This is a genomic window from Moorena producens 3L, assembly GCF_000211815.1.
Classification (GTDB): Bacteria; Cyanobacteriota; Cyanobacteriia; order Cyanobacteriales; family Coleofasciculaceae; genus Moorena; species Moorena producens.
In genome coordinates, this window is the sequence record NZ_GL890951.1 from 1 (window position 1) to 5,153 (window position 5,153).

The 5,153-nt window shown below is 43.4% G+C and carries 8 protein-coding genes; 2 read left to right on the forward strand and 6 right to left on the reverse strand.

Annotation, left to right across the window (positions count from 1 at the left end):
- Positions 1–478: 478 nt before the first annotated feature.
- Entirely contained in the window at positions 479–2,251 is a 1,773-nt protein-coding gene (locus tag LYNGBM3L_RS23485; protein ID WP_081431889.1) for an asparaginase, read from the reverse strand.
- Positions 2,252–2,348: 97 nt separating this feature from the next.
- The gene (locus tag LYNGBM3L_RS44160) at positions 2,349–2,501 is read right to left on the reverse strand and encodes a hypothetical protein (protein WP_154659891.1); all 153 of its coding nucleotides are present in this window, start codon (positions 2,499–2,501) and stop codon (positions 2,349–2,351) included.
- Between the two features lie 106 nt (positions 2,502–2,607).
- Between LYNGBM3L_RS44160 and LYNGBM3L_RS23490 the strand changes: the two genes are divergently transcribed.
- Complete coding sequence (locus tag LYNGBM3L_RS23490) at positions 2,608–3,036, forward strand: DUF29 domain-containing protein (protein ID WP_044494509.1); 429 nt, start codon at positions 2,608–2,610, stop codon at positions 3,034–3,036.
- Positions 3,037–3,272: 236 nt separating this feature from the next.
- Here the strand turns inward: LYNGBM3L_RS23490 and LYNGBM3L_RS23495 are convergent, their stop codons facing one another.
- The 3 genes from LYNGBM3L_RS23495 to LYNGBM3L_RS23505 all read right to left on the reverse strand — a co-directional run bounded on the left by LYNGBM3L_RS23495 (position 3,273) and on the right by LYNGBM3L_RS23505 (position 4,470).
- Positions 3,273–3,617 (reverse strand): PIN domain-containing protein, encoded by a 345-nt coding sequence (locus LYNGBM3L_RS23495; protein WP_438941760.1) that lies wholly within the window; start codon positions 3,615–3,617, stop codon positions 3,273–3,275.
- Positions 3,618–3,858: 241 nt separating this feature from the next.
- Positions 3,859–4,068, reverse strand: a complete 210-nt coding sequence (locus LYNGBM3L_RS23500; protein WP_044494504.1) for a hypothetical protein — start codon at positions 4,066–4,068, stop codon at positions 3,859–3,861.
- 150 nt (positions 4,069–4,218) lie between these two features.
- On the reverse strand, positions 4,219–4,470 hold the full coding sequence (locus tag LYNGBM3L_RS23505) for a hypothetical protein (protein WP_009149639.1): 252 nt from the start codon (positions 4,468–4,470) through the stop codon (positions 4,219–4,221).
- Between the two features lie 67 nt (positions 4,471–4,537).
- Here LYNGBM3L_RS23505 and LYNGBM3L_RS44165 point away from each other — a divergent pair, with 67 nt between their 5' ends.
- Positions 4,538–4,882: a hypothetical protein gene (locus tag LYNGBM3L_RS44165; protein ID WP_044494507.1), complete on the forward strand. Its 345-nt coding sequence runs from the start codon at positions 4,538–4,540 to the stop codon at positions 4,880–4,882.
- 49 nt (positions 4,883–4,931) lie between these two features.
- On the opposite strand, the gene LYNGBM3L_RS47770 is transcribed toward LYNGBM3L_RS44165, so the two are convergent.
- Positions 4,932–5,153, reverse strand: a 222-nt coding sequence (locus LYNGBM3L_RS47770) for a hypothetical protein (RefSeq protein ID WP_229414663.1), incomplete at its 5' end; no start/stop codon positions are given.

The window sequence follows — 5,153 nt, forward strand, 5'->3', positions numbered from 1 at the left end:
TTAGGTAGGGTGGGCAGTGCTTGAAACTGATAATAATAGCTAGGGTCCCCATTAATAGGCACTGCCCACCCTAGGATTATAAATTTTGTACTCTTGAATTCAACTAAAACAGTTTCTAGCCTAATGAGGTAGACAATATTTTTTATCTGTTCCCTGATCAGTCAATCCCGTAGGGTCTCCTGATGGAGTATCCCGTAGTTCCTGTCTGGTGGGCAGTGGATCAGATAGATTTACCAAGCTTGCCAATCCCCTTAGCCACTGCCCACCCTACGATTCTAATTATCATGTCCGGATAATTACCTGGTGGGCAGTGGATCAGATAGATTTACCAAGCTTGCTAATCCCCTTAGCCACTGCCTACCCTACGATTCTAATTATCATATCCGGATAATTCCCCTTAATCAAAATCTCCCCCATCTCCCCATCTCCCCATCTCCCCACCCTACCGTTAATTATGGATATTCAAGCGGACTTGATATTATTTCTTCTTGCCCTTACCCTGGGATTTATGTTTGCCCTTACCCTGGGACTGTTCGGGGGAAATCGGTTCGGGATAAATATAGACAGGCTCTTTGCCGTAATTCTGGATATAAAGTTTGGTGCCACCATCAGTAGTTTCACCTTCTAGGATCAGCTTGGATGAGCGGGTGTCAGGATCTGGTTGCGCCGGTGCCTGATAAACAGCTTGGTTGTCCCGGTCATAGAAGATTAATTGACCGTCTTCTTGCATATGCAATTGACCGGGCAACTTGGCAGAGCTGGGATCCTCAAGCAAAACGAAAGGCTGTTCTAAGCTAGTGCCACTTAAGACTGGACCCTGTCCGGGCTCGTTGGTCAAAATGGCAGTGCCATCAAGAGCCATAATCGTCTCTCCCGGCGCTAAGAAGCCTTCTCCTCTGGCATCGAGAACGTTGACATCCATAATCTCGCCGACGAGATTGGTCATCATCAGTTCTTTAATCTTGTATTGATCCCAGTTATAGTATTTAGCTAAGAGCTTTAAGTAAGTCAGCTTGCTGGCAGCCGCAATTGGGGTCATATCATAAGCACCAACTGCTCCTACCTGACTCAGCCAGGAACCTGCTGCATAAGTCTGGGAATTGACAATCCCGCTGAGAACCTGTGTACAGTCAACGATCACCGTACCGTTGTTATTAGCTTCTTGGAGAGTTTTATAAATCGCCCCATTCTCAGGAGTGTCTGGATTGCCAGAAGGGAAATTCCCTGCCCCATAAGACTCCAGAATTAAACCATCTACTCCCTGATTAATACAGGCCGCCAGCATATCCCCAAGTACGCTGGTATTGGGGTCAGTAGAGACATCATAATAGGCGGGGAAAGCGGAAAAGGGAAGAACGGTAGTGTCGTTAATATTATCGTTAATGTAGGTTAGTTGAGCCAATAAAGCGTCATAAGCAGGCTCGCCCTGGACAGAGAGTGCCAGGGAGGGGTCTGTGGGCAAGGGGCGCACGAGTTTGTTGTTCACGTCAAACTCTAACCCATATTCCCCAATATTGGGATAGTTGGGAGTGGAGAAGGCTTTGAACTCACTGGCGTTGGTCTTGACCGTGCGATTGCCCCTCATTAAGGTGGAATCAAAGTACAGACAAACTTCAGGTACACCTTCACAACAGGAGGTTACGGCACCACAGACGTTTTGGAGTGCATCGGTGTTGAAACGTACAGTATAGGAAGAGTCCGCTTTCTCTACAAATAGTGGCAGTTGGGACCCAGTCACAACCACCGGCTTGCTCAACAAAGCGTTATAGTTGCCATCGCTATCCAGCCCCGTCATCAAAAACGACAGTATCGAAGCCGTCCAAGCCATGGTGTCCGTGCCATGGAGCACAATAAAAGCCTGATAGCTGCCGTAGGCTTCTAGGATTGCCATCGCAATTGTACACCAGTCTTTCGGCTGCAAGTTGGTACTGTCGAGAGTGCTGTTATTCGGACCAAACCCGATATCAATATAACCAATGGTACAATCGGGATATTGACTTTGAATAATCGGCAAAATATTCTCATCAAACGCCTTTTGGAAACCAACAGTATCTAGTGGATACAGCCCATCAGGTCCCTGCACAGAACCAATCGTGCCCCCTGTGTATAAAATCCCTATGTTCATTAAACAATTAGAAAATTTGTTTGCTACTAAAGTATACAGAATTGATGGAAAAAGGGAACAGGGAGTCGGGAGTTGGCAGTTGGGAGTCGGGAGTCGGGAGTCGGGAGTCGGGGAAAGAGTTACCATAGAGGAATACTCCTTTTTTACGCCGCCATCGCTTATATTTGTAAGCCTATAGCCAAGTTAATAAAGAGTTACCAACTCCACAAATACTACAGTTAGCCTAGAAGCGCGATCGCATCTGCCAATCCATGACAGCAGTAGGGTGGGCAGTGGCTGATGATATAGATTCACGGCTGCTGGCGATTCTCTGTGGAATGGGCATCTTGCGTGGAACTGGCATCTTGCCAGTTTCAATATATTTTCGTGCGGGCATCCTGCCCACTCTACTATTTTCGTGCGGGCATCCTGCCCACTCTACTCCTATTCATTCTAAGACTGACGCAACGTCAAAATCTGAAATAACATTAGTATCTAAAATCATGAAAACCTACACCTCTTATGACACTGACTACTATCAATGGATAAACGAAACGGTAGAAAATCTCCGAAACCGTAATTTTAGTGAAGTGGACTGGGATAATTTAATTGAAGAAATTGAAAGCATGGGTAAAAGTGAAAAACGAGCATTATTGAGTCTTTTAACCCGTCTTTTAGAACACTTGCTGAAACTGGCTTATTGGAAGTCTGAACAAGAACAAAACAGGAATCATTGGGCGGCTGAAGTGGTTAACTTTCGCGCCCAAATTAAAACTATTATTGAGGATAGCCCTAGCCTTCGTACTCAACTGGAAATTTTCTACAACAAAGCCCATCCTAGTGCGGTAAAATCCGTTTCTAAACTGTTTACACTTCCTCCAGAAGCGGAAATTGATTTCACACAAGCTTTGGATGAGGATTGGTTTCCATAACGCTTTGCGAGTTGTTTAAGTACATAGTTATGGTTGTTTAGGGAACAGGGAACAGGGAACAGGGAACAGTAAATAGAGCAATTGGCCTCTAAAATATTTTTGTTTCTGGGAAATTAATAAGCATAATTTATGGTTTTTGCGCACTACTAAAGCGTTTTTAATAACTATAAATTACACATAATTTTCCCCCAATTACCGATTTCCGATTCCCTGTTTCCTACGTTACAAAACTTTAGTTATGTTACTCTATAGTCCCAGGGATTGATAATGGCAATATTACAGTTTTTAAAATCATCAACATTCCGAGTAGCAAGGGTAGCATGATGGCTATAACAAATAGCTGCAATTTGAGCATCGGCTTGAGAAATTGGTTGTCCTATTTTTTTTCTTTCGCATGCAATTGATGCAAAACTTACAGCCGCTTTTTGGTCAAAGTAAAGAATACGGCCTGAGAAGTCTTCTGTAAACATTAAGTTAGCCGCTTTTTGCAGTTCATCTTGTCTTTTACCTTGGGGTAAAATAGCCAGGGTAAGCGCAAGAAAAAATTGCCCATAATGTGCATTGGCTGGATATCGGTTGATCGTGGCTCGAAACCCCTATAATCTCGTAGAACTTGATTCTCAATAGAGTTTAATAGTTGAGAATGATCCCCTTTTTTTCTCAATAAGCTACAGCTTATTGATTCTTGCGCTTACCCTGGGTAAAATAGCAATACCATACATAATTTCGGCTTGAGTGATGGTAGTAGTATATAAGTTGGTTATGAGTTGTTGAGATGTCCAGTTAGAGACACTTACTGAACAGCTATAGCAATTCTCATAGCTATGAGGTACACAATTTCGGGATTTTAGGTAATAGGTAATAGGTAATAGGTAATAGGTAATAGGTAATAGGTAATAGGTAATAGGTAATAGGTAATAGGTAATAGGTAATAGGTAATAGGTAATAGGTAATAGGTAATAGGTAATAGGTAATAGGTAATAGGTAATAGGTAATAGGTAATAGGTAATAGGTAATAGGGATGCGCTGCATCAAGAGGTGCGACCCGTGGCGAATTTAATAATTAGATGCGGAAAGCGCACCTAACAGGGAATCAGCTTCAAAGAATACTGTACCTCATAACTGTGATCAACGCTATATTACCTTTCATCAACTCAGAAATAACATTAGTATCTAAAATGATCATTGATCAAATAGAGGAGGAGTACGCATTTTATCTCTGGGAATTTGGGTAATTTCTACATCTGATAAATGGGCAAAACGCTGTTTTATTCTCTCGGCAAGATTTAAGGATTTTTTGGAAGTTTCAGCTTTGCTTAAATCTTCGGGTAAATTAGTTTGTTGAGCGACTAACTTAAAAGTCTCAACAATTTCTGTAATGATAGCAATCTGTTTTGGACTTAGCTCACTCACATCGATTACTTTGTTTTCCATCACAAGTTTACTCGTTCGTTTACGTAATGGTATGCCTGATTATAGGCAAGCTATCAGCTATCAGATTATGCCCATAGCGCACACTATAAATTATAATAAAATACCCCTTTGGTGGGCAGTGGGCAGTGGGCAGGGTTGGTGGGCAGTGGCTGATGATATATTCCCCAAGCTTGCCAATTTCGCGATTCTTGCCACTGCCCACCCTACGATTCTACTTGTACCCAGATCACCCCATCTCCCCATCTCCCCATCTCCCCATCTCCCCATCTCCCCATCTCCCCACGTAACAAAACGTGAGAAAAAACCTATTAGACATCTCCAAAAATTAACCTCAAACCCTTGCACTGCCTGGGTCAAAACCGAGTTTCTGGAGATGTCTATTGACACAGCCACAGCCAACTCAATAAGCTAAACCACAGAAAGTTGAATTCTATGGAGATGAAACCATGCCCAAGAAAAAACTAACCCCCAAACAGACCGCTCCTGTTTCTCGTAAGGTGGTGGCAAGGCAACGCTCCTGTTTCTCGTAAGGTGGTGGCAAGGCAATAGTGGGCAAGGCAACGCTCCTGTTTCTCGTAAGGTGGTGGCAAGGAAAAATGAGGGGCAAAATGAGGAGTCAGTCTCCGAGTCTCTCTCCCAGACAGGGCGTGGTGGCGCGTGGCGTAAATAAAAATCCTTTGGCG

Bases quoted from the DNA above. Each gene is read 5' to 3' on its own strand.
- LYNGBM3L_RS23500 (WP_044494504.1), bottom strand. From the start codon at position 4,068: ATGCAGCGCATCCCTATTACCTATTACCTATTACCTATTACCTATTAC.
- LYNGBM3L_RS44165 (WP_044494507.1), top strand. From the start codon at position 4,538: ATGCCCATAGCGCACACTATAAATTATAATAAAATACCCCTTTGGTGG.
- LYNGBM3L_RS23490 (WP_044494509.1), top strand. From the start codon at position 2,608: ATGAAAACCTACACCTCTTATGACACTGACTACTATCAATGGATAAAC.
- LYNGBM3L_RS23505 (WP_009149639.1), bottom strand. From the start codon at position 4,470: ATGGAAAACAAAGTAATCGATGTGAGTGAGCTAAGTCCAAAACAGATT.
- LYNGBM3L_RS23485 (WP_081431889.1), bottom strand. From the start codon at position 2,251: ATGGTAACTCTTTCCCCGACTCCCGACTCCCGACTCCCGACTCCCAAC.
- LYNGBM3L_RS44160 (WP_154659891.1), bottom strand. From the start codon at position 2,501: ATGCCCGCACGAAAATATATTGAAACTGGCAAGATGCCAGTTCCACGC.